The sequence below is a fragment of the Rathayibacter sp. AY1A4 genome (assembly GCF_002930955.1).
In the GTDB taxonomy this organism is placed as follows: Bacteria; Actinomycetota; Actinomycetes; order Actinomycetales; family Microbacteriaceae; genus Rathayibacter.
In genome coordinates, this window is the sequence record NZ_PSTN01000011.1 from 1 (window position 1) to 21,920 (window position 21,920).

The following is a 21,920-nucleotide window of genomic DNA, read 5'->3' on the forward strand; positions in this document are numbered from 1 at the left end:
GCAAGCTGGGCTTCATCGTTCGACTTGCATGTGTTAAGCACGCCGCCAGCGTTCGTCCTGAGCCAGGATCAAACTCTCCGTAAAAAAATTACGACCTCCCGAAGGAGAGTCAAGTTTGACCTCTAGCAAATAAGACATCTCTCCGACCCGAAAGCCGGAAGCTGACATCAATTTCCAAAGGAATCCCAACCCGATCCGAAGATCAAGGCCGGGGTATAAAATTGGCATTGAACATAGTGCACGCTGTTGAGTTCTCAAGAATCGGACACATCCCGCCTCCACACCAGAACGGTGCTTCACAACGAAAGTGATCGAAGATGTTGTTGCTTGCGTCATACGCGTCTTCTCGGTAGACTAGGAGAAGTTTCTTTCTCCCTGTCGCCGTGGCAACTTGTATAACTTAGCACATCCGCAGGCCGTGTCAAATCCGGCTTCTTCGCGATGTCGTCACGCTCGTAGGCGCTCCGACGTTGCTCGGTTCAGGACCTGAGTCCTGCGCCGGGCGGCGAAGTTGCTGGATCCGAGGGATCCTGCGAAGGCTTTACATCCGTGCGGCAGACCTGCTCCGAAAAGCCGTCTTGCCGAGTGGATGGTCCCGATTGAGGCCGGGACGTAGGAGCTGCTGCTCTTTCCGTTTCCCTGCGGCCTTTGTGGCGACTCGGAATAAGTTACGCAGCGATCGGGGTGCTGTCAAACGACGGGCCGAAATCGCACATCCCGGGCGTGTCGGGATCGGGGGTCCTCCCCGTCGGCGCCCGGTTCCGCGGGCGGATCCGGGCTCCGAGCCGGCTGCACCGGACCGAGGCGGGCACCCGCGCGCGGGATCCGACTCCACCGAGTGGAAGGACCCTTCCTGGAAACGACGAGGAGCGCGCGGCCCGGATCGCTCCGGTACCGCGCGCTCCTCGAGGGGATGCCGGGACTACGCCCCGATGCCGACCGCCTCGGGGGAGACGTCCGCACCGGGAGCCGAGGGCTCGAGCGCCTCGGCGACGCGCTGCGAGAGCGACGAGTCGACGTTCGCCCAGTACTGGAGCACGCGCTGCCGCAGCTCCGGACGGGTGACCTTCGACACGTGGCCGGCGATGTTCGCGACCAGGCGGGCGCGCGCGTCGTCGTCGAGGACCTCGCGGTAGAGCGTCCCCGCCTGACCGAAGTCGTCGTCCTCCCGGTGGAGGGTCGCCGCGGCGCGCGTCAGCTCGCCGTCGGTCTCCCAGCCGGCCGACTCCGCCGCCCGGGCGGGATCGGCGTGGGCGCCGCCCATCGTGTTCGGCGCGTAGACGGGCACCTCGGACTTCTGGAAGTCGAACCGCATGGGGCCGTCCTTCGAGTACGAGTGCACCGGCGACTTCGGCGCGTTCACCGGCAGCTGCGCGTGGTTGGTCCCCACGCGGTAGCGGTGCGCGTCGGCGTAGCTGAAGATGCGCGCGAGGAGCATCTTGTCGGGGCTGGCCGCGATCCCGGGCACGAAGTTCGAGGGGGCGAACGCCGCCTGCTCGATCTGCGCGAAGTAGTTCTCGGGGTTCCGGTCGAGCGTCATGGTGCCGACCTCGATCAGCGGGTAGTCGGCGTGGGGCCAGACCTTGGTGAGGTCGAACGGGTTGAACCGGTAGCTCTTCGCGTCCTCGTACGGCATGACCTGCACGGACAGCGTCCACGAGGGGAAGTCGCCGCGGTCGATCGCGGAGGACAGGTCGCGGATGTGGAAGTCCGCGTCCTCACCGGCGATCTGGTCGGCCTGCTCCTGGCTCAGGATCTCGACGCCCTGGTCGGTCTTGAAGTGGTACTTGACCCAGAAGCGCTCGCCGGCGGCGTTGATCCACTGGTAGGTGTGCGAGCCGAAGCCGTCCATGTGCCGCCACGAGGAGGGGAGGCCGCGGTCGCCCATGAGCCACGTGACCTGGTGGGCCGACTCGGGCGAGAGGGTCCAGAAGTCCCACTGCATGTCGTGGTCGCGCAGATGGCTGCCGGGCAGGCGCTTCTGCGAGCGGATGAAGTCGGGGAACTTGATGCCGTCGCGGATGAAGAAGACGGGGGTGTTGTTGCCGACGAGGTCGTAGTTGCCCTCGCTCGTGTAGAACTTCAGCGCGAAGCCGCGGGGGTCGCGCCAGGTGTCGGGCGAGCCCTGCTCGCCGGCGACCGTGGAGAACCGCGCGAGCATCTCGGTCTCGACTCCGGGCTGGAAGAGCGCGGCACGCGTGTAGGCGCTGACGTCGGCGGTGGTGGTGAAGCGTCCGAAGGCTCCGCCGCCCTTGGCGTGGACGACCCGCTCCGGGATGCGCTCACGGTTGAACTGGGCCAGCTTCTCGACGAGGTAGTGGTCGTGGAGCGCGAGGGGTCCGTCGGCTCCGACGCTCAGCGAGTGGTCGTCACTCGCGACCGGTGCTCCGGAGTTCGTGGTGGTGAATCGTTCCTCGGTCATGTTCCTCCTGTCGGCGAGGGGCACGGAGCCCGCCGCTGCGGTGTAGCGGATGTCGGTCAGTGGGCCAGGGCCAGGCAGTCGGGGCAGGTGCCCCAGAACGTGACGTCGGCGGTGTCCACGGCGAAGCCGCTCGCGGTCTGCGGATGCAGGCACGGCGCCTCCCCGACGACGCAGTCGACGTCGGCCACGGCCCCGCAGCGCCGGCACACCACGTGGTGGTGGTTGTCGCCGACCCGCAGCTCGAACCGGCGGGGGTGGCCCTCCGGCTCGATGCGGCGGACGATCCCGGCGTCGGTGAACGCCGAGAGCACTCCGTAGACCGCCTGGGCCGAAGCCTCGGGGAGGCCCTCGCGCACTCGGGCCAGGACCGCGTCCACCCCGGAGTGCGGGTGCTCCTCGAGAGCGAGGAGCACCGCGCGCCGGGTGGCGGTGACCTTGAGCCCGGAGGCTCGGAGCCGCTCGTCCACTGTCGTCATGCCGAGGACACTACCCGAGTTGTCTTGAGCGGATCAAAACAACGGGCGGCGTGGCGCGCTCGTCCGGGTGAACGGCCGGGAACGCTCCGGCGGCCACGCGGAGGCTCCGATCAGGCGACCGGACCCTCGACCAGCACGACCTGGGCGGAGCGGGCGGCGCCCGCGGAGTCGGTCCACGAGATCGTCACCGACTCCCCGGGCTCGCGCTGCGCGAGCGAGGCGGACAGCTGATCGGCCGAGGCGACGGCGACCCCGTCGACCGCGGTGACGACGTCCCCCGCCTCGAGGCCCGCCTGCGCGGCCGGCCCGCCCTCGACGACTCCGCCGATCACGGCGCCGGACGCGGTGGTCGCGAGCGCGCGCGAGGTCGGCGACGCGGTGCCGGAGGAGAGGGAGACGCCGAGGAAGGCCGGATAGCCGATCTCGACGGTGGCCGTGTCGGCGCCCGCCTCGATGGTGGCCACGATGTCCAGGGCCTTCGAGATCGGGATCGCGAAGCCGGTGATGTCGGCCGTCCCGCTGGAGGCGGCGGTGTCCATCCCCACGACGCGGCCGGCGGAGTCGACGAGCGGGCCGCCGGAGTCGCCGGAGACGATGTCGGCGTCGGTCTGGATCAGCCCGGTCAGCGTCTCGGCGGAGATCCCCGACTCGGAGCGGGTGGTGATCTGCTGATCGAGACCCGTGACCGTGCCGGTGGCGGCGACCAGGTCGCCCGTCCCTCCCGCGTTGCCGACGGCGGTCACGGTGTCGCCCACAGCGACCCCGTCCGTGTCGAGCGAGGCGGGGGTGAGGCCGGAGGCGTCCTCCAGCTGCAGGACGGCGACGTCGTTCGTCGCGTCGGTGCCGACGACGCGGGCGGTGTAGCTGCGGCCCGTCGACTCCACCGTGACCGAGATCGCGGTGGCGCCCTCGACGACGTGGTTGTTGGTGAGGATCATGCCGTCGGAGGTGAGGATCATGCCGGTGCCGGCCGAGCGGGCGCCCTGGTAGGTGAGCTCGGAGGTGATCGTGACGACGCCGGCGGTCTGCGCGGTGCTCGCGGCCACGGCGTCGGTCGCGCCGGGGGCCGGCTCGGAGGCGGAGGAGCCGCCCTGCGTCGAGCCGTACGGGGAGGAGCCGCCCTGCGTCGAGCCGCCTTGCGTCGATCCGCCCCAGGAGGGGACGATCACGTACCCGCCGCCGAAGGATCCGCGCGAGCCGCCGGGGTAGGCGATCGTGGCGGCGCCGGCCGAGGCCGAGGAGGCCGCCTCGGTGCGGCCGGCGGTGGCGACTCCGCCTGCTGTCGCTCCGATCAGCACGGCGAGGCCGAGGCCGCCGGCGATCAGCGCCCGACGACGACGACGACGGTCGTCCGCGCGCAGCGCGCGCACCTCGTCGGCGCCCGTCGCCTCGGTGGTGGCGGGCTGGTCGGTGAGCTCTCGCTCGTCGGATTCGTGTCGCTCGTTCATGGTGTCGTCCTCGTGCCGGGGCCGCCCCTGACGGCGACCGGTTCCCATTCCACGCCCGGCCTCCCGGCGCCGCCTGGACGATGCTTATGCGGTTCCTATGAGCGCTCGCCCCTCTGAATGGTTGTAGCTTCAACCAAAAGCGGGTAGCGTCTCCGCCGTGACCACCTCCTCTCCCGACCTGCTCGCTCCCGACACCGCGATGGGCGCGGTGACCCTCCGCGTCGCCGACCTCGACGGGATGATCGCCTACTACCGCGACGCCGTGACGCTCGAGCTGCTCTCGCACGACGGACCGGTCGCGGTGCTCGGCCGCGGCGGAGTGCCGGCCGTGATCCTCCAGCACGCGCCCGAGCTGGTGCACGCCTCGCCGCGCAGCGCCGGCCTCTTCCACACGGCGATCCTCTTCGAATCGGAGGCGGCGCTCGCCGCGGCCGTGTACAGCGTCGCGACCCGGCACCCCGGCTCGTTCACCGGCAGCTCCGACCACCTGGTCAGCAAGGCCTTCTACTTCGACGACCCCGAGCACAACGGCGTCGAGCTCTACTGGGACCGCGACCGCACGCAGTGGTCGTGGACGCACGGGCGGATCGAGATGAGCACGCTCTTCCTCGACCCGAACGCGTTCCTGCAGGAGCACCTCACCGAGGAGTCGATCGCGCAGCCGCGCCTCGGCGGCGCCTCCGTCGGCCACGTGCACCTGAGCGTGGGCGACGTCGCCACCGCGAAGGAGTTCTACGTCGACCGGCTCGGCTTCGAGACGACGATCGCGTACGGCGGGCAGGCGCTCTTCGTCTCGGCGGGCGGCTACCACCACCACATGGCGATGAACACCTGGAACTCGGCGGGCGCCGGACGCCGGCAGCAGGCCCTCGGCCTCGGACAGGTCGAGATCGTGGTGCCCGGCGCCGACGACCTCGGCGCGCTCGGCGAGCGGCTGGCCCGCTCCGGAGTCGCCACCCGCGACGACGGCCGCACCCTCGCCTTCGAGGACCCCTGGGCGAACGCGATCCGCGTCACGACCTCCTGAGCGCCGCCGACCGCGGGGACCCCCGCGGGTACGATGGTCGCGCGGAAGACCGCACTCCCCCGAGACTCCGGAGAACACGGTGCCCACGATCGTCGTTGAAGTCATGCCCAAGGCCGAGCTGCTCGACCCGCAGGGGAAGGCCGTCGCCGGCGCGCTCGCGCGGCTGGGCCACTCCGCCCTCCACGGCGTGCGGGTGGGCAAGCGCTTCGAGATCACCGTCGACGAGGTGACCGACGAGGTGCGCGCCTCAGTGCAGCGCATCGCCGACGAGATGCTCTCGAACTCGGTGATCGAGGACGTCGTCGGGATCCACTACCCGGCGGAGGCCGCCCGATGAGGATCGGCGTCATCACCTTCCCCGGCTCGCTCGACGACCGCGACGCCCAGCGCGCCGTCCGGTTCGCGGGTGCGGAGCCGGTCGCGCTGTGGCACGGCGACCACGACCTCGACGGCGTCGACGCGATCGTCCTGCCCGGCGGCTTCTCCTACGGCGACTACCTGCGCTGCGGCGCCATCGCCTCCCACTCCCCGATCATGCGCGAGGTCGTCGACGCGGCGAACGCCGGGACCCCGGTCCTCGGCATCTGCAACGGCTTCCAGATGCTCACCGAGGCGCACCTGCTGCCCGGCGGCCTGATCGCGAACGACATCGGATCCTTCGTCTGCCGCGACCAGCGCCTGATGGTCGCGAGCACCGAGACCGCCTGGACGAACGGCTTCGAGCCCGGCCAGGAGATCACGATCCCGCTGAAGAACGGCGAGGGCGGCTACATCGCCTCGGCCGACACGCTGCTCGAGCTCGAGGCGGAGGGACGCGTCGTCGTCCGCTACCTCGGCCACAACCCGAACGGCTCCATGAACGACATCGCCGGCATCAGCAACCGCCGCGGCAATGTGGTGGGGCTCATGCCGCACCCGGAGCACGCCGTCGAGGAGGGCTTCGGGCCCGACACGGCCGCCGCGATGCGCTCGGGCGTGGACGGGCTGACGTTCTTCACGTCGGCGCTGAAGTCGCTGCTCGCCTCCGCCTGACGCATCCGGTCCGGGCGGCTCCGCCCGCCCGCGACGCACGAGACCCCCGGTTCCGGCCGGGGGTCTCGTGCGTGATGGGCGATGTTCGCGGCGCCGCTCAGGGCCCGGTCAGGACCTCGGGCTCCGGGGTCATCGAGATGGTGGGGATCGAGGCGGTGATCACGGTGCCGTCGGAGCGGCGGGTGCCCTCGATGTCGGACGTGGTCGGCGCGCCGTGCAGGCGGCGGCCCTGGTGCGTGAGCGGGACGCGCACGGGGCTGCCGGCGGCGACGTGCACGCGCTCGTCGCGGACGGTGATCGCGGCGGAGTCGCCGGTCTCGACCGTCAGCAGGACCTCGGTCTGCGTCACCTCGACGCGCACGCGCGTGCCGTGGAGGGTGATGCGGAAGGCGAGGCGGTCCCAGTCGTCGGGCAGGCGCGGGTCGAGCGTGATCCGCCCGCCGTGGTCGCGCATCCCGCCGAAGCCGTAGACGAGGGCGCTCCAGACGCCGCCCGTCGAGGCGACGTGGATGCCGTCCGCGGTGTTGCGGTGCAGGTCGGCGAGGTCGACGAACAGCGCGGACAGGAAGTAGTGGCGGGCCAGGTCGCTGTAGCCGACCTCGGCGGCGATGATCGACTGCACGACGGCCGACAGGGTCGAGTCGCCGGTGGTCAGCGCGTCGTAGTACTCGAAGTCGGCGCGCTTCTGCTCGGCGGTGAACTCGTTGCCCTGCAGCAGCAGCGCGAGAACGACGTCGGCCTGCTTGAGCACCTGGAAGCGGTAGATCACCAGCGGGTGGAAGTGCAGCAGCAGCGGGCGCTTGCTCGCGGGGGTGTTCTCGAGGTCCCACAGCTCCTTCTCGAGGAAGGCCGCGTCCTGCGGGTGGATGCCCGCCCGCGCGTCGAAGGGGATGTGCATCTTCTCGGCGGCGCGCGCCCACTCGAGCACCTCGCCCTCGTCGAGAGCGAGGCGGTCGGCCATCCGCTCGTACGCAGCGGGCTCGACGGCCTTCAGCAGCTCGACGGCGCGGGCGGCCGAGCGGAGGTTCGCCCGGGCCATGACGTTCGTGTACAGGTTGTCGTTGACGACGGTCGTGTACTCGTCCGGCCCCGTCACTCCGTGGATGTGGAAGTGGTCGTCGCCGTTGCTGCGCCAGAAGCCCAGATCGGCCCACATCCGCGCGGTCTCGACGAGGATGTCGATCGCTCCGCGGGCGAGGAAGTCGTCGTCGCCGGTGGCGCCCACGTACTGCATGAGCGCGTAGGAGATGTCGGCGTCGATGTGGTACTGCGCGGTGCCGGCGGCGTAGTAGGCCGACGACTCCTGCCCGTTGATGGTGCGCCAGGGGAACAGCGCGCCGCGCTGGTTGAGCTCGGAGGCGCGCGAGCGGGCCGCCTCGAGCATGTTCTGCCGGAAGCGCAGGGCGTTCCGGGCGACGAGGGGCGCCGTGTAGCTGAGGAACGGGAGGACGTAGACCTCGGTGTCCCAGAAGTAGTGGCCGCCGTAGCCGGAGCCCGAGACGCCCTTGGCCGCGACTCCGCCGCCGTCGGTGCGGGCGGTGGACTGGGCGAGCTGGAAGAGGTTCCAGCGGGTGGCCTGCTGGATCGCGGGCTGGCCGTCCAGCTGCACGTCGGAGCGGGTCCAGAAGTCGTCGAGCCACTCGCGCTGCTTGACGAACTGCTCCTCGACCGGCGTCTCGCGGGCGCGGTCGAGCGTGCGGTCGCAGCGGTCGGCGAGCTCGCGCACGGGCACGCCGCGGGAGGTGTGGTAGGTCAGCGTCTTGACCAGGCGGACCGGCCGGCCGGCCTTGGCCTTCACGCGGTAGACGTGCTTGGCGAGGTCGTCGTCGATCTGGGAGGTCTGGTCCCACTCGTTCTCGGTCTCGAGCTGGTGCTCGGCGCCGCAGGCGACGGTCATCTGGGAGTTGGTGGTGCGGTAGCCGAGGAGGTAGCGGGTGCCGCTGACGCGCTTGAGGCGCGGCTGGAGCACGCGGTCCTCGAACGACTCCGCCTTGCGCGGGTCGAAGCCGGCCCCCTCGCTGCCGGAGGGGGCGTGGTACTCGTCGACGCCGTCCTGGCGGTTGAGGATCTGGCTCGAGATCAGCACGGACGCGTCGTGGTCGAGCATCTCGACCTCGTAGTCGAGGATCGCGAGGTGCCGGTCGGTGAAGGAGACCAGGCGGCGCGAGCGGATCAGGACGCGCTTGCCGGAGGGGGTGCGCCACTCCAGCTCGCGGGTGAGCACACCGTTCGCGAAGTCGAGGCGGCGCGAGTAGGCGAGGACGTCGGCCTCGCTCAGCACGAAGGGCTCGTCGTCGACGTAGAGGCGGATGATCTTGGCGTCCGGCACGTTGACGATGGTCTGGCCGACGCGGGCGAAGCCGAACGCCTCCTCCGCGTGGCGGATGGGCCAGGTCTCGTGGAACCCGTTGATGAAGGTGCCGTAGGCGTAGCCGTCGCGCCCCTCCTCCACGTTGCCGCGGAGGCCGAGGTAGCCGTTGCCGGTGGCGAAGAGCGTCTCGGTGCGGCCCTGCAGCTCGGAGGCGAACTCGGTCTCGACGAGGGCCCACTCGTCGATCGGGAAGCGGTTCCGGTCGAGCGGGTCGGAGGTGATGGGGTTCATGCGGCGTCCTCGGGGGCGGGAGCGGTGGGGAGGAAGGGGAGCAGCTCGGCCAGGTCGTCCACGACCAGGTCGGCGCCGTGCTCGAGCAGGGTGTCGGCCCCGACTCCGCGGTCGACGCCGACGACGAGGCCGAAGCCGCCCGCGCGGCCTGCCGCGACTCCGGAGTGCGCGTCCTCGAGGACGGCGCACTCGGCGGCCGGGAGGCCGAGGAGCTCGGCCGCGTAGAGGTAGGTGTCGGGCGCGGGCTTGCCGGCGATCGAGCGCTCGGCGGCGAGGAGCCCGTCCACGACGACCTCGAAGCGGTCGCGGAGGCCGGCCGCCTCGAGCACCGGCACGCCGTTGCGGGAGGAGGTGACGACGGCGACCTGCACGCCCGCGGCGATCGCGGCGTCGACGAAGCGGAGCGAGCCCGGGTAGGGAGCGACGCCGGTCTCGGCGAGGGTGCGGTTGAAGGCGTCGTTCTTGCGGTTGCCGAGCCCGCAGACGGTCTCGAGCGACGGGTCGTCCTCGGGCGCGCCCTCGGGGAGGGTGATGCCGCGCGAGGCGAGGAGCGCCCGGACGCCGTCGTACCGCGGGCGTCCGTCGATGTACCGGAAGTAGTCGGCGTCGGTGTAGCCCTCGGCGATCCCGCGCGAGGAGAGGTACTCCGTGAACAGCCGCGACCAGGCCTGCATGTGGACGTCGGCGGTCGGCGTGAGCACGCCGTCGAGGTCGAACAGGAGCGCGCGGACGCCGCGGAGGGCGGAGGCGTCGGGGCGCGTCGGGGATGCAGTCACGGCGGGGAGGACCTCTGATCGGGGGCAGGCGTTCGGCGGTTCCGCCGATGACGGTCGTCCGCCGCGGACTGCAGGTATCGTATACGCCCCCCGGCCGCCGTGTGGAACCGTTTACACGTCCGTCATCTGCGCGCCGCCGGGGGCGTCGATCCGCTCGGGGGCGAGGCGGTGCCGCCCGAGGGGGAGCATCAGCGGGGTGCCCGAGGTCGGGTCGGTGATGATGCGGCTGTCGAGGCCGAACACGGCGAGCACCGTCTCCTCGGTGAGCACCGCGGCCGGGGTGCCGGAGGCGTGCACCGCGCCGTGCGCGATGGCCACGAGGTGGTCGGCGTAGCGGGCGGCCATGTTGAGGTCGTGCAGCACCATCACCACCGTCGTCCCGCGGGTGCGGTTGAGGTCGACGAGCAGGTCGAGCACCTCGATCTGGTGGCTGACGTCGAGGAAGGTGGTCGGCTCGTCCAGCAGCAGCACGTCGGTCTCCTGCGCGAGGGCCATCGCGATCCAGACGCGCTGGCGCTGCCCGCCGCTGAGCTCGTCGACGGAGCGGTCGGCCAGGGCGGCGGTGTCGGTCGCGTCGAGCGCGGTCGCGACGGCCTCGTCGTCGTGGGCGCTCCAGCGGCTCAGCATCCCCTGGTGCGGATGGCGGCCGCGGCCGACGAGATCCGCGACGGTGATGCCCTCCGGGGCGATCGGCGACTGCGGGAGGAGGCCGAGCGTGCGGGCGAGCTGCTTCGCCGGCGTCCGGTGCACGGCCCTGCCGTCGAGCAGCACGGCGCCGGAGCGGGGCGCGAGCAGGCGCGACATCGAGCGCAGGAGCGTCGACTTGCCGCAGGCGTTCGCTCCGACGATCGCGGTGATGCGGCCGGGCGGGACGACGAGGTCGAGGCCGTCGACGACGGTCCGGTCGCCGTAGCCGAGGGTGACCCCCTCGGCCGTCAGGGTGTGCGCGGTGGTCACAGTGAGCCTCCCGCTCTGTTGCTGCGGACGATGAGGTAGACGAGGTAGGGCGCCCCGAGGACGCCGGTGACCACTCCGACCGGGTAGCGCAGGCCCAGCCCGAACTGCCCGACGAAGTCGGCGACGAGCACGAGCAGCGCGCCGACGAGGGCCGAGGGGATGAGGAGCGACGCGCCGGGCCCGATCAGGCGGGCGGCGATCGGGCCGGAGAGGAAGGCCACGAACGCGATCGGGCCGGCGGCGGCCGTCGCGAAGGCGATCAGCCCGACCGCGGCGACGATCACGACGAGGCGAGTGGCGTTCACGCGGATGCCGAGCGCGGAGGCGGTGTCGTCGCCGAGCTGCGTGGCGGAGAGGTCGCGCGAGCGCGAGAGCAGGACGGGGGTGAGGACGACGACCGCGGCGAGGACCGGCACGACCTCGCTCCAGCTCGCGCCGTTGAGGCTCCCGGTGAGCCAGCGGGACGCCTCCTGCAGGTCCCACGCGGCGGCCTGCGAGAGCACGTAGGCGGTGAGGGAGTCGAGCATCGCGGCGACCCCGATGCCGATCAGGATCAGCCGGGTGCCGGCGACTCCGCTGCGGTAGGACAGGGCGTAGACGAGCAGGGCGACCACGAGTCCCGCGACGATCGCGAGGGCCGAGACCTGCGCCGCCCCGAGCGAGAGCGTCACGATCGCGAAGGCCGCGGCGGCGCTCGCCCCGGCGCTGATCCCGATGATGTCGGGGCTGGCGAGCGGGTTGCGGAGCATGGTCTGGAAGCTCACTCCGCCGAGCCCGAAGCACAGGCCCACCAGCAGGGCGAGGACGGCGCGCGGGAGGCGGAGGCGCCCGACGGTGAAGCTCGCCCCGGGGACCTGCTCGCCGAGGATCACGCGCAGCACCTCGTCGGGCGAGTAGACGGTCTGGCCGACCAGCAGGGAGACGGCGAGGACGGCCGCGATCAGGACAGCGAGCACGGCGACGACGATCCGGCGGCGGGCCCCGCGGCGGCGGCGGCCGGCCGCGACGGCGCGGGCGGTGGCGGAGGGCGCCTCGACCAGCGCGGTCACAGCTCGCGCACCTTCTGGCGGCGGACGATCGCGATGAACACCGGGGCGCCGACCAGCGCGGTGACGATGCCCACGTCGATCTCGCTCGGGCGCGCGACGACGCGGCCGACGATGTCCGCCGCGATCAGGAGCACGGCGCCGGTCACCGCCGAGAACGGCAGCAGCCAGCGGTGGTCCACGCCGACGAGGAGGCGGCAGGCGTGCGGGACGACCAGGCCGACGAAGCCGATGGGCCCCGTGACCGCGGTCGTCGCTCCGCAGAGCACGACCGCGCCCAGGGCGGCCCCGCCGCGCGCGAGGGCGACCCGCTCCCCCAGGCCCGCGGCGAGCTCGTCGCCGAGCGCGAGGGTGTTGAGGCTCTTGGCCGAGAGCACGCAGAGGACGAGGCCGGCCAGGAGGAAGGGGAGCACCTGCGCGATGCTCGCGGACGTGGCGCCGCCCACTCCGCCGATCTGCCAGGAGCGGATGCCGCCCGCGATGTCGGCGCGCGGCAGGACGATCGCGCTGATCACCGAGACCAGCGCGGCCGAGGTGGCGGCGCCGGCCAGGGCGAGCTTGAGCGGAGTCGCGCCGCCGCGCCCGAGCGACCCGACCGTGTAGACGAAGACCGCGGCGACCGCGGCCCCGCCGATCGCGACCCAGACGTAGGCGGCGGAGCTCGTCAGCCCGAAGAAGACGATGCCCGTCACGACCGCGAGCGAGGCTCCGGTGTTCACCCCGAGGATGCCGGGGTCGGCCAGCGGATTGCGGGTCACCCCCTGCATCAGCACGCCGGCGACGCCGAGGGCCGCCCCCGCGATCGCGGCGAGCACGGTGCGCGGGATGCGCTTGGCGACCGCGGCCTGCGCGAACCCGTCCGTGGACCCGCCGAACGCGGCGACCACGTCGCTCCATGCCACCTCCCGCGACCCCACCAGCACCGAGACCACGGCGGCGGCGAGCAGCACGGCCACGGCCGCGAGCAGCCAGAGGGCGCGCAGCCGCCTCGGGCGGCGCACGGCGGCGACGCCCGAGGCGGCGGAAGGAGCGGCGAGGGTCACGCGGGTCGGGTCCCGGCTCAGGCGGCCGGAGTGCTCTGCGCGGCCTTGGCGGCGGCCTCGTCGAGCAGGTCCAGGTAGTCGTCGAGGACCCACGAGATCGAGAGCGGCGTCGGGTTGGCGGCGGTGCCGAGCGGGGTGGAGGGCAGGCGCACGATGGCGTCGTCGGCGACCGCGGGGATCTGCGAGAGCAGCGGGTCGGCCTTGAGGGTGCTCACGAGCTCGTCGTCGCCGTAGGTGACGATCACGTCGACGTCGCTGAAGGCGTCGGCCTGCTCGGCGCTCTGCGTGAGCGAGAACTTGTCGGTCACGGCGGAGGCGGTGGCGATGCTGCCCGGGGTGGCCATGCCGAGGTCCTCGAAGAACGCGGGGCGGGTGTCGTGCGAGGTGTAGAAGCTGACCTGGCTGAGGTCCGTCGGGTCGACGTGGGTGAGGAACATCGCCGAGGTGCCGGCCAGCTGCGGGTGCGCGGCGACCTTCTCCTCGATCTCGCCCTCGAGCTCGGTGATCAGGGCGGCGCCCTCGTCGGCCCTGCCCATCGCCTCGCTGTTCAGCGTGATCATGTCGCGCCAGGAGGTGCCCCAGGCGGTCTCGGGGTAGGCGACGACGGGGGCGATCTCGCTCAGGGTGTCGTAGTCCTCCTGCGTGAGGCCGGAGTAGGCGGCGAGGATGACGTCCGGGTCGGTGTCCGAGACGGCCTCGAAGTCGATGCCGTCGGTCTCGTCGAAGAGGACGGGGGTCTCGGCGCCGAGCTCGTCGAGCTTCTCGCTCACCCAGGGGAGGAGCCCGTCGCCGTCGTCGTCGCCGAAGTTGGCGGCGGCCATGCCCACGGGGACGACACCCAGCGCGAGCGGGACCTCGTGGTTGGCCCAGTTGACGGTCGCCACGCGCTCGGGCGCCGACTCGATGGTGGTGGTGCCGAGAGCGTGCTCGATCGTGATCGGCGTGAAGCCGCTGTCGGCGGCGGCGTCGTCTCCGGCGGCCGAGCCGCTGCAGCCGGCGAGGCCGATCGTCAGCGCGGTGGCGGCGAGCAGGGCGAGGGGCGTGGTGGCGCGGGGCATGGGTCCCTTTCGAGAGGCTGTGCGGGAGGCGGCGCAGGGTCCGAGTGGACCGGCACTAAGGACAGCCTAACCAAAGAATGTGCGTGCTCTCAGCCCCGATTCCTCGCCTCCCGAGGTCGGAGGCGCCCGGAGGTGCCGCTCGCGGAGCCCGGAGACGGCCCTGCCACGGCCGCGGACGTCACGCCGTCGCGAGCCTCTCGACGGTGCGCAGGTTCCGGGTCGTCGTGGTGGAGCGGTAGGCGGATCGGGCGAGGATCCGTGCGACCGGCGTGTCCGTCGAGGAGCCGCGCGGGCAGCGCCAGTAGAGGACACCGGCGCCCCGGGCGACGAGCTCGACCGCCGGATCCGGCTCGCCGATCGCGGCCTGCGCGGCGTCGAGCGCCTCCTCGTCCGAGCCGAAGACGACGTACGGATGCGCCTCCTCGTCGATCCGCGGGAACGGGTAGGCGGTGAGCACCGCGGCGAGCGCCTCCTGCGTCACGAGCACGATCCAGGCGTCGTAGCCGAACCGCTCGGCGAGCGCCGCCTCGAGCGCGGGCTTCAGCTCGGCGGCCGGGCGATCGGAGTCGAAGGCCGCGTTGCCGCTCGCGAGGACCGTCCGCACCCGGTCCACGCCGATCCCGGCGACCGTCTCGGCGAGCTCGGCGCTGCGGACAGTGCGGCCGTTGACGTTCACTCCGCGGAGGAGGGCGAGGAACCGGGTCATGCGGCCGACGGTAGCGTGACGGCATGGCGCGCGGAAGCGGACGACGACGACCCCGGCGGACCCTCGAGGAGGAGATCCTGCGGGCGAGCGGGCGCGGACCCGGGGCGAGGACGCGGGCGGAGACCGTCCCTCCCTCCGGACGCCGGCTGGTGGCGCCGCCCGCCTCGGGCACCCTTCTCCACGTCGACGTGGACGCGCTGGTGGCGCTCGCCGCGCGGGAGGACCTGCTGATCGCGCTGGAGCGGCGGATCGGCGAGCACGCGGTGGCCGCGACTCCGGTGCTCTCGTGGTGGTCGGCGACTCCGTCGGTCCCGGGCGAGGAGGAGGAGCGCCGGCTCGACGCGCTCGTGCTGCGGACGGTGGAGCTCGGGGCGGGACCGGCCGAGGACGTGGACTCGCGGCTGCGGGAGCTGGCGCACGAGGGCGGTCTGGACGAGCTGGGCTCCGCTCTGGCACTGCTCGCGCGGGTCCCGGATCCGCCGGCGGCGTTCCAGGATCCGGAGGGGTTCCTGCGCGTGACGGTCCCGGAGTCGCCGTTCGAGCGGCGGCTCGAGGTCCTCGCGGAGGCGCAGGGCCGGGCGGGCGAGCTGCTGGTGCTGCTGCGCGACTGCGCGTTCACCGCGACCCTGCCGCGGCGGCGCTCGGCGATCGCAGCGATGAGCGGGCGGATCCGTGCGGCCGCGGACCCGGGGCGCCTCGACTCCCGGCGGCTGGACGAACTCGCGGAGGCGGTGGACGCGGCGCTCGAGAAGCGGTGGACCGTGCTCTGACGGCGGTCGGCGTTACGGGCGCGCCCGTCGCGGTGACCGTTCGCGCACCGGTTCAGCCCCCGCGCACCCCGGGTGAATAGGCTGGACGGATGCCTCTCACCGGTCTCGACCTCCGCCGCTTCCCCGCCGCCCTGAACGACGAGGGCGGTCCCGATGCCGCCACCGCCGCGTGGGCCACCGCGATCAACGCGGGCTTCCACGAGAAGGAGTTCACGCCGGAGAAGCTGCGCGACTGGGCCGAGCACATGGTCGCCGACCAGCGCGTGCTCACCGCGGTCGTCGACTCCTCCGCCCCCGAGGGGCTCGACGGCGCGGGCGTGCCGGTCGGCACCTACGCGGCGTTCCCCGGGGCCCTGCAGGTCGGCGGCGGACGCGAGCTGCCGACGCACCTCGTCTCGCAGGTGACCGTGCGGCCCACGCACCGGCGCCGCGGCATCCTGCGCGCGATGATCACCGAGGATCTGCGCCTGGCGAAGGAGGCCGGCACCCCGGTCGCCGCGCTCACGGCGAGCGAGGCCTCCATCTACCGCCGGTTCGGCTTCGGCCGCTCGGCCTTCACCCGCTCGATCCGCGTCGACACCGGGCCGCGCTTCGGCCTGCAGACCGAGCCCGCCGGCCGCGTCGAGGTGGTCGCGACGAGCTGGCTGCAGCCGCGCATCCCCGCGGTGTTCGCCGCGTTCCAGGCGTCGACCCCCGGCTCGCTGACCCGCCAGTCGCGCTACGAGGCGAACTCCGTCGGCACCGCGTCCGGCGAGACCACGCCCGGCCTCGACGTCCGCTCGGCCGTCCACCTCGACGAGGAGGGGACGCTCGACGGCTTCGTGACCTACCGCGCGGTCGGGCCCGAGGACGACAAGACCCTCGAGATCGTCGACCTCGTCGCCCCCGGCGCCGACGCCTACCTCGCGCTCTGGGGCTACCTCGGCGCGGTCGACCTCGCCTCCGCGGTGACCTGGGACATGGCGCCGGTGGACGATCCGCTGACCTGGGCGCTCCGCGACGCGCGCGTGGTGCAGGTGAGCCACGTGGGCGACCTGATCTGGCTGCGGATCCTCGACGTCGCCGCCGCGTTCTCGGCCCGGCCGTGGACCGCTGACGGCTCGGTCGTCGTCGAGGTGGCCGACGGGCTCGGGCTCGCCGACGGCCGCTACCGCCTCACCGCCTCGGGCGGCTCCGCCACCGTGGAGCGCACCGGGGACGAGGCCGAGCTCGCGCTGGACGTGGCCGACCTGGGCTCGCTGCTGCTGGGCTCGGTGCGGCCGTCGATCCTGGCGAAGGCCGGGCTGGCGCGCGTCACGGGCGAGGCGGGGCGGATGGACCGCCTGTTCGCGCCGATCGCGACGCCGTACTGCATCTCGTTCTTCTAGGGGGCACCGCCCTCCCGGCGGCACCGCCGTCGGGGGCAGCGCGCGGCCGGCGGTGTCCGGCTCCCGCGCCGCCGCCGCCCCCGCGCACCGCGGCCGCCGCGGACTGCCAGCCGCCTCCGGGCGTCCGCGCATCCCGCGTCGGTCATGCTGGAGGACCCGTCCCCCGACACCGGCAGGAGTTCCGCGTGGGTGCATCCGTGATCGTCGACGTCATCGTCGTGCTGAGCCTCATCGGCGCGCTCGTCGACGGTCTGCGGCGCGGCCTGCTCCGGACCCTCGGCGGTCTCGCCGGGATCGTCGCGGGCGCGATCGGCGCCTCGTTCGCCGTGCCCGCCGTCTCGTCGTGGGCGGCCGGCAGCGAGTGGCGCCTGCTCGCCGTGATCGGCACCGCCGTGCTGCTGCTGGGCGTCGGCTACGCGATCGGAGCGACGCTCGGCGCGGTCATCGGCCGCGGAGCCGACCGGGTGAAGCTCGGCCTGCTCGACCGGCTCGCGGGTGGCGTCGCCGGCGTCGCGATCTCCGGCCTGGTCTGGATCGCCGTCACCTCGGCCGTCTCCCTCCTCGGCGTCCCCCTCGTCACGACCTCGGTCGCCGGCTCGACGGTCATCCGCACGATCGACGACCTCACCCCCTCCCCCGTCCGCGCCTTCCTCGCCCAGCTGCAGTCGACCGTGGTCGACGAGGGCACGTCGTGGGTCGTCGAGGCGCTCGACGCTCCGACCCAGGCGCCCGCGATCCCGGACGTCTCGACCGACGACCCGGAGGTCGCCGCCGCCACCCGCTCGGTCGTGCGCGTCTCCGGCACGGCCTGGGCCTGCGACGTCGGAGTGACGGGCAGCGGCTTCGTCGTCTCGGACGACCGCGTCATCACCAACGCGCACGTGGTCGGCGGAGTCTCGCAGCCGGTCGTCGAGGCGCCGGGCGAGGCCCCGCGCACCGGCCGAGTCGTCTACCTGGACCCGGCCGCCGACCTCGCCGTGATCGCCGTCGACGGGCTCGACGCCTCCCCGCTCCCGCTCGACGACGCCGTCGCCGCCGGGGACGACGCGGTGGTCGCGGGCTACCCCTTCGGCGGCCCGCTGACCCTCGGCTCGGCCGAGATCTCCTCCGACGCCACGGTCTCGCTGATGGTCGACGGAGCACCGACCTCACGGGAGGTGCTGACCCTCGCCGCCGTCGTCAACCAGGGCAACTCGGGCGGCCCGCTGCTCTCTCTCGAGGGCACCGTGTCGGGCGTCGTCTTCGGCAAGGCCGCCTCCGTCGACAACGTCGGCTACGCCATCCCGCTCTCGGTCCTCACTCCCGTGGTCGAGCAGGCCGCCTCGCTGACGGACGCCGTCGATCCGGGGGCCTGCCGCTCGAAGTGAGCGGTCACGGCAGCGGTCCGTCGACCAGCACGAGGGTGAGGTCGTCGAGCCGCACCGTCTCGGGCCGCGCCGACTCGAGGTAGGCGGACACGCGCGGATCGACGGGGAAGCGCGCCGACCGCTCGATCGCGATGGCGACGATCCCGGCGGAGGACGGATCGGTCGTCACCCGATCGCCGATGTAGGGCACGTAGACGCCCGAGGACATGCCCTGCGCGAGGACCAGGCCGCCGTCGAGGCCGCGCTCGCGCAGCACGTCGGCCACCCGCGCGATCCCGGTCGGCCGCTCCTGGGCGATCCCCACCGAGGTGGCGATCGCGATCACGAGGGAGGCGGCCAGCAGCACCGCGCCGGCGCCGCGGGCAAGGGGTGCGGGCAGCACGATCCCGCCGTGCAGCGCCTCCGCGATGCCGACGCCCGCCAGCGCGCAGAGGAGCCACGCCCACGCCGCGTAGTAGTGCGGCAGCGCGACCGAGCTGATCGCCAGGTGGAACACGAGGAGGAGCAGCGTCGCGGCGCCCAGGTAGAGCACCAGCGCGCGGCGCCGCGGAGCGAGCAGTGCCAGCAGGGTCCCGAGGAGCAGCACGGCGAGCGCCGCCGGCCCGATGCCGACGAGCATGAACCAGAGGTTCGCCCACCACGGAGGGAAGACGTACGCGGTCCCGGCGACCTCGATCAGGTGGCCGTCGGCGTTGTGCTCGGACTGGAACTCGAGCAGGTACCGGACCGCCTCGACTGGGTGCACCGGCAGGTAGGCGAGCACCCCGGTGACGACGAACGCGACGGAGAGGGCGAGGCCGCCCCGCAGAGCCCGGGCCCTGCTCCCCGACCACAGCAGCGGCAGCAGGAGCACGGGCGCGAGGACCGCGGTGGTCAGCTTCGAGGTGACCGACAGCGCCAGCAGCGCACCGGCCAGCGCGATCAGCCAGCCGCTCCGCCTGCCCGGGGAGGCGTGCGACCAGGTCCACGCCGCCGCCATCGCCGCGACGGCGAAGAGCACCATGAACGGCTCCAGGAGCGCGAGGCGGTCGATCCGGGTGCCGGCCCCTACGGCGGTGCGCGGGAGGAGGAGGAACAGGCCGGCCGGGACGAGCGCGAGGGTCGGGCCGAGCTCGCGCCGGAACCAGAGCCAGAGCACCAGCCCGGTGAGGAACGAGGCCGCGCCGGCGGCGATCCTGCCCGCGAGCAGCCCCTCGCCGAGCAGCACCTGCGCGAGCCCGATCAGGTACTTCGCCGTCGGCGGATGCTCGAGGTTCGCGCTCACGTCGCCGTGCAGGTAGTCCCACCCCGCGGCGAGGTACACGGGCTCGTCCGACGAGATGTTCGCCGCTCCGAGGTTCCCGAAGCACTGGTAGAGCCCCCACAGCACGGTCCCGATCAGAGCCGCCCGCTTCACCCGCCCGATCCTAGGCGCCGGTGCCCGCACCGCTCCACCGGAGGGCCCGGGCCGCGGCGACCGCGGCGGGTAGGATCGACGCGCATCCCGTCCCCCTCCCCTGGAGCCTCCAGCACATGGCAGACAGCCGCACCGCCGTTCCCGACACCACTGCGAACGCGGAGGCGACGCCCGAGCGGGAGCAGCCCTACGCGGCCCTCGGACTCAAGCCCGACGAGTACGCGAGCATCCGCGAGATCCTCGGCCGCCGCCCCACGAGCGGCGAGCTCGCGATGTACTCGGTGATGTGGAGCGAGCACTGCTCCTACAAGTCGTCGAAGATGTACCTCCGCCAGTTCGGGCAGAAGGTCTCCCCCGCCATGAAGAAGAACCTCATGGTCGGCATGGGCGAGAACGCCGGAGTGGTCGACGTCGGCGAGGGCTGGGCCGTCACCTTCAAGATCGAGAGCCACAACCACCCGAGCTACATCGAGCCCTTCCAGGGTGCGGCGACGGGGGTCGGCGGCATCGTCCGCGACATCATCTCGATGGGCGCCCGGCCGGTCGCGGTCATGGACGCGCTGCGCTTCGGGGCGATCGACGACCCCGACACCGCGCGCGTGGTCCACGGCGTCGTGGCCGGCATCTCCTTCTACGGCAACTGCCTCGGCCTGCCGAACATCGGCGGCGAGACCTACTTCGACTCGGTCTACCAGGGCAACCCGCTCGTCAACGCGCTGGCCGTCGGCGTCCTCCGCCACGAGGACCTGCACCTCGCGAACGCCCGCGGCGTCGGCAACAAGGTCGTGCTCTTCGGGGCGCGCACCGGAGGCGACGGCATCGGCGGCGCGTCGATCCTCGCCTCCGACACCTTCGCCGACGGCGGACCGACCAAGCGTCCCGCGGTGCAGGTCGGCGACCCGTTCGCCGAGAAGGTGCTCATCGAGTGCTGCCTCGAGCTGTTCCGCAAGGACCTCGTCGAGGGCATCCAGGACCTGGGCGCCGCGGGCATCTCGTGCGCCACCTCGGAGCTGGCCTCCAACGGCGACGGCGGCATGTTCATCGAGCTCGACTCGGTGCTGCTGCGCGACCCCTCGCTCACGGCGGAGGAGATCCTCATGTCGGAGTCGCAGGAGCGGATGATGGCCGTCGTCACGCCCGAGAAGCTCGACGCGTTCCTCGAGGTCGTCGGCAAGTGGGACGTCGAGACCAGCGTGCTCGGCGAGGTCACCGACTCCGGCCGCCTCATCATCAACTGGCACGGCGAGGAGATCGTCAACGTCGACCCGCGCACCGTCGCGGTCGACGGCCCGGTCTACGAGCGCCCGATCGAGTACCCCTCCTGGCTCGACGCGCTGCAGGCCGACTCCTCCTCCCGCCTGCCCCGCTCGACCGGCGGCGACGCGCTGCGCGCCGAGACCCTGGCGCTGCTGGGCTCGGCGAACCTCGCCGACAAGAGCTGGATCACCTCGCAGTACGACCGCTACGTGCTCGGCAACACCGCGCTCAGCTACCCCGACGACGGCGGCATGGTCCGCGTCGACGAGGAGTCGGGCCTCGGCTTCGCGGTCGCGACCGACGCGAACGGGCGCTGGTGCCAGCTCGACCCGGCGCAGGGCGCCCGCCTGGCGCTGGCCGAGGCGTTCCGCAACGTCGCCGTCACCGGAGCGACCCCGGTCGCCGTCTCGGACTGCCTCAACTTCGGCAGCCCCGAGAACCCCGAGGTGATGTGGCAGTTCCGCGAGGCCGTGGGCGCGCTCGCCGACGCCTGCCTCGAGCTCGAGATCCCCGTCACCGGCGGCAACGTCTCGTTCTACAACCAGACCGGCGACGTGCCGATCTTCCCGACCCCCGTCGTCGGCGTCCTCGGCGTGATCGACGACGTCGCGCGCCGCATCCCCTCCGGCTGGCAGGACGAGGGCGACAACCTCTACCTCCTCGGCACCACCCGCGACGAGCTCGACGGCTCCGCGTGGGCCGGCACGATCCACGACCACCTCGGCGGGCTGCCCCCGCAGCTCGACCTGGCCGCCGAGCGCGCGCTGGCCGAGCTGATCTCGGCGGGCGCGAAGGAGTCGCTCATCGCCTCCGCCCACGACCTCGCCGACGGCGGGCTCGTGGTGGCGCTGGCCGAGTCCGCGCTGCGCTTCGGCGTCGGGGCGCGCATCTGGCTCGACGAGCTGATGGAGCGCGACGGCGTCGACGCGACGGCCGCGCTGTTCTCGGAGTCGACCGGCCGCGTGCTCGTGTCGGTGCCGCGCGAGGACGACGTGAAGTTCCGCGGGCTCTGCGAGGGCCGGGGCTACCCGGTGCTGCGCATCGGAGTGACCGACGCGGCGACCCCCGCGGTCGAGGTGCAGGGCCTCTTCACGCTGCCGCTGGACGAGCTGCGCTCGGTGAACGGCGCTGTACTGCCGCGCCACTTCGGCTGAGCCTCCGGGCGATCCG

At 72.7% G+C, this 21,920-nt stretch carries 18 protein-coding genes and 1 rRNA gene; 7 read left to right on the forward strand and 12 right to left on the reverse strand.

All coding sequences use genetic code 11. The features are described 5' to 3' along the window. From C5B92_RS08235 to C5B92_RS08250, 4 genes are all read right to left on the reverse strand, one after another. Positions 1–84 (reverse strand): 16S ribosomal RNA (locus tag C5B92_RS08235); the annotation flags it as partial. Positions 85–922: 838 nt separating this feature from the next. Further along, the gene (locus C5B92_RS08240) at positions 923–2,422 is read right to left on the reverse strand and encodes a catalase (RefSeq protein ID WP_104255972.1); all 1,500 of its coding nucleotides are present in this window, start codon (positions 2,420–2,422) and stop codon (positions 923–925) included. 56 nt (positions 2,423–2,478) lie between these two features. After that, positions 2,479–2,898 carry a Fur family transcriptional regulator gene (locus tag C5B92_RS08245; protein ID WP_104222735.1) on the reverse strand — a complete coding sequence of 140 codons (420 nt, stop codon included), beginning with the start codon at positions 2,896–2,898 and terminating at the stop codon, positions 2,479–2,481. 110 nt (positions 2,899–3,008) lie between these two features. Continuing rightward, positions 3,009–4,346 carry a S1C family serine protease gene (locus C5B92_RS08250; RefSeq protein ID WP_104255973.1) on the reverse strand — a complete coding sequence of 446 codons (1,338 nt, stop codon included), beginning with the start codon at positions 4,344–4,346 and terminating at the stop codon, positions 3,009–3,011. A 199-nt stretch (positions 4,347–4,545) separates the two neighbouring features. Between C5B92_RS08250 and C5B92_RS08255 the strand changes: the two genes are divergently transcribed. From C5B92_RS08255 to purQ, 3 genes are all read left to right on the forward strand, one after another. Next, complete coding sequence (locus tag C5B92_RS08255; protein ID WP_104239376.1) at positions 4,546–5,373, forward strand: VOC family protein; 828 nt, start codon at positions 4,546–4,548, stop codon at positions 5,371–5,373. A gap of 79 nt (positions 5,374–5,452) precedes the next feature. Continuing rightward, positions 5,453–5,710 (forward strand): phosphoribosylformylglycinamidine synthase subunit PurS, encoded by a 258-nt coding sequence (purS, locus tag C5B92_RS08260; protein ID WP_104222736.1) that lies wholly within the window; start codon positions 5,453–5,455, stop codon positions 5,708–5,710. After that, positions 5,707–6,405, forward strand: coding sequence for a phosphoribosylformylglycinamidine synthase subunit PurQ (gene purQ, locus C5B92_RS08265; RefSeq protein WP_104222737.1), 699 nt, complete (start codon positions 5,707–5,709; stop codon positions 6,403–6,405). The genes purS and purQ overlap by 4 nt, the downstream gene beginning before the upstream one ends. Positions 6,406–6,502: 97 nt before the next feature. Here purQ and C5B92_RS08270 read toward each other — a convergent pair whose 3' ends face one another. The 7 genes from C5B92_RS08270 to C5B92_RS08295 all read right to left on the reverse strand — a co-directional run bounded on the left by C5B92_RS08270 (position 6,503) and on the right by C5B92_RS08295 (position 14,593). After that, the gene (locus tag C5B92_RS08270) at positions 6,503–9,007 is read right to left on the reverse strand and encodes a glycoside hydrolase family 65 protein (protein ID WP_104255974.1); all 2,505 of its coding nucleotides are present in this window, start codon (positions 9,005–9,007) and stop codon (positions 6,503–6,505) included. Further along, positions 9,004–9,783 carry an HAD family phosphatase gene (locus C5B92_RS08275; RefSeq protein ID WP_104222739.1) on the reverse strand — a complete coding sequence of 260 codons (780 nt, stop codon included), beginning with the start codon at positions 9,781–9,783 and terminating at the stop codon, positions 9,004–9,006. Before C5B92_RS08275 ends, C5B92_RS08270 begins: the two co-directional genes overlap by 4 nt. A gap of 111 nt (positions 9,784–9,894) precedes the next feature. Further along, on the reverse strand, positions 9,895–10,740 hold the full coding sequence (locus tag C5B92_RS08280; RefSeq protein WP_104222740.1) for an ABC transporter ATP-binding protein: 846 nt from the start codon (positions 10,738–10,740) through the stop codon (positions 9,895–9,897). Beyond that, positions 10,737–11,789 (reverse strand): iron chelate uptake ABC transporter family permease subunit, encoded by a 1,053-nt coding sequence (locus C5B92_RS17660; RefSeq protein WP_244230540.1) that lies wholly within the window; start codon positions 11,787–11,789, stop codon positions 10,737–10,739. Before C5B92_RS17660 ends, C5B92_RS08280 begins: the two co-directional genes overlap by 4 nt. After that, positions 11,786–12,829: an iron ABC transporter permease gene (locus C5B92_RS17665; protein WP_258061315.1), complete on the reverse strand. Its 1,044-nt coding sequence runs from the start codon at positions 12,827–12,829 to the stop codon at positions 11,786–11,788. The genes C5B92_RS17660 and C5B92_RS17665 overlap by 4 nt, the downstream gene beginning before the upstream one ends. A 17-nt stretch (positions 12,830–12,846) precedes the next feature. Continuing rightward, positions 12,847–13,887 (reverse strand): iron-siderophore ABC transporter substrate-binding protein, encoded by a 1,041-nt coding sequence (locus C5B92_RS08290; protein WP_104255975.1) that lies wholly within the window; start codon positions 13,885–13,887, stop codon positions 12,847–12,849. A gap of 178 nt (positions 13,888–14,065) precedes the next feature. Continuing rightward, positions 14,066–14,593 carry a DUF1697 domain-containing protein gene (locus C5B92_RS08295; protein WP_104255976.1) on the reverse strand — a complete coding sequence of 176 codons (528 nt, stop codon included), beginning with the start codon at positions 14,591–14,593 and terminating at the stop codon, positions 14,066–14,068. 23 nt (positions 14,594–14,616) lie between these two features. On the opposite strand from C5B92_RS08295, the gene C5B92_RS08300 reads away from it, so the two are divergent. From C5B92_RS08300 to C5B92_RS08310, 3 genes are all read left to right on the forward strand, one after another. Next, positions 14,617–15,363: a DUF2254 family protein gene (locus tag C5B92_RS08300; protein ID WP_104255977.1), complete on the forward strand. Its 747-nt coding sequence runs from the start codon at positions 14,617–14,619 to the stop codon at positions 15,361–15,363. An 89-nt stretch (positions 15,364–15,452) separates the two neighbouring features. After that, positions 15,453–16,730 (forward strand): GNAT family N-acetyltransferase, encoded by a 1,278-nt coding sequence (locus C5B92_RS08305; protein ID WP_104255978.1) that lies wholly within the window; start codon positions 15,453–15,455, stop codon positions 16,728–16,730. A gap of 185 nt (positions 16,731–16,915) precedes the next feature. Then, the gene (locus C5B92_RS08310; RefSeq protein WP_258060556.1) at positions 16,916–18,097 is read left to right on the forward strand and encodes a MarP family serine protease; all 1,182 of its coding nucleotides are present in this window, start codon (positions 16,916–16,918) and stop codon (positions 18,095–18,097) included. Positions 18,098–18,101: 4 nt separating this feature from the next. Here the strand turns inward: C5B92_RS08310 and C5B92_RS08315 are convergent, their stop codons facing one another. Then, positions 18,102–19,493, reverse strand: coding sequence for a glycosyltransferase family 39 protein (locus C5B92_RS08315; protein ID WP_181028779.1), 1,392 nt, complete (start codon positions 19,491–19,493; stop codon positions 18,102–18,104). A gap of 116 nt (positions 19,494–19,609) precedes the next feature. On the opposite strand from C5B92_RS08315, the gene purL reads away from it, so the two are divergent. Next, a complete protein-coding gene (gene purL, locus C5B92_RS08320; RefSeq protein ID WP_104234263.1) occupies positions 19,610–21,904 on the forward strand; it encodes a phosphoribosylformylglycinamidine synthase subunit PurL in 2,295 nt (764 codons plus the stop codon). Positions 21,905–21,920 lie beyond the last annotated feature (16 nt).